This is a genomic window from Cephaloticoccus primus (genome assembly GCF_001580015.1).
Classification (GTDB): Bacteria; Verrucomicrobiota; Verrucomicrobiia; order Opitutales; family Opitutaceae; genus Cephaloticoccus; species Cephaloticoccus primus.
Genome location: NZ_LSZQ01000021.1, coordinates 1 through 1778, shown reverse-complemented (window position 1 = coordinate 1778; position 1778 = coordinate 1). Strand labels below are relative to the sequence as shown.

Genomic DNA, 1778 nt, shown 5'->3' with positions numbered 1-1778 from the left:
CACGTGGCGCCCCGCCACCGCTGCACGCGTAGTGCGGTCTTCGACCGATTCATTTGGCGGCGCACTCGCTGGTGCGCCGTCCATTCTGCCGCTTGCCCCACACGATGACCGCGATGCCCAGTGTGCCGAGGAGGGCGCCGTAGGTGGCGGGCTCGGGGGCGGCGAAGGGTACGATTTCCCAGTGACTGGTATTGTAGTCGCGCAGCTTGGCGCCCGGGTCCCAGCCCTCGAACCAGATTCGGGAGAGCGCCGCCGAGTTGGGCGCGAAGGCGCGGCTTACGAGGAAGTAGTCGGAAAACTCGATCCAGTTGCGGATAAACAGCGTATCGTCCGCAGTCGGCAGTAATACTTGCGTGGTCTCCAGAACATTGGCCCGCGCAAGCGTCCCACCCGCAAAGTTGATCACGGCCCGCCGCTCCACTTGAAGCGTATGGATCTTCTCCGTCAACCCTACTCCGCCCTCACCAGCAAATGCGAAGACGGCCCCACGGTCCAGTGTCACCGTCGCCGAATCGGCGATTTGGTGACTTTGCATGATTCTCAACTCTGCATTCTTGAGATTGACGCCACCTGAACTCTCCGCGAAATTGCCTCGCACTATCACATTGCGTACCGAGTTTGCTTTTGGCGACTTATTCAGCTCTAGCACTCCACTGTGCACATAAGTGTCCCCGGTATAAGAATTAGGCTGCGCCCCGTTAAAACGGAGAGCCCCGAAACCAGATTTTATAAGCTCCTTACCTGAGCCAGATATAACAGAGCTAACTGTCAATCGATCACTATAGACATGAAAAAAGTAGCGCCCCCCCCCTGTTGTGATAGTTCCTCCCAGAAGTGAATTAGAATTGGTAGGTAAAATTACAGCATTCGCTACCGTAAGAATGGCACCACTATTAATCGAGAGCGTATATCCGGCAAGATTGACAGAGTGAGACTCTTGAATTCGCAGCGAGTTAAGCATCCGGTTGGCACTAAGGGTCTGGCTATTCTGGTCGAGGGAGATATTTAGTACTGAAGAGCCCCAAGAGCTCTGACCAGCGATACTATAACCTGCTGGCTCGATGTACCAGTGCCCGCTTTTTAATACGGCTGTAGAGAAATAGCGATCACCAGACAGGTACTTACTGCCGTTATGAACGGAATAGGGCATTATCCCATTAATCATTTCTGGAGCGGTCATAAAAGCAAGGGCTGACGTAAAAGCTATAGGACCGTCCCCGCTCCAGCCAGCCCTCTGCACATATACGGATACGTCAAATGTGGCTTGTGGACTCTGCCTGATCAACTCATTGGCTATAAGAGCATGATCTTTCCTGGGCAAATCGGCTACAAAACTTGGAGGATTTAAGCCCACTCCATTATCCCCGCCAGCGAGGATCACACTACCAACCCTCTTAACAGAACTCGGAGAAGTAAAGCCATAATTAAAATCCACCACTCCTGAATCTAAATAAATAGACACGTCATCATTAATTTGATTAAAATCCCCTTTAGGGACAAAAAGCCTAGATGTATTCAACCTTATCTCTCCAATATTAGAGAAAGATGCATCAGCTAATATTATTACAGAAGCCCCGTCGAAAACAAGAGACTTATTAAACCCTCCACTATTTCCGGTAAATCTCACTGTCCCCGTACCATCAGAGACGAATATATGATTTTCGTTGGGGATCGCACTATAAGTCTGTGTAACCCCATTCGGTATATAAATAACGATCTGTGCCTGGCTTCGCGTCGCCAAAGCCCCACCTAAAAACAAAAATCCGGCGATAATCACC

1 protein-coding gene is annotated in these 1778 nt (G+C 50.8%); it reads right to left on the bottom strand.

Annotation, left to right across the window (positions count from 1 at the left end; genetic code table 11):
* Nucleotides 1-49: 49 nt before the first annotated feature.
* On the bottom strand, nt 50-1778 hold a 1729-nt coding region (locus tag AXK11_RS09250; RefSeq protein WP_156469158.1), incomplete at its 5' end, for a hypothetical protein.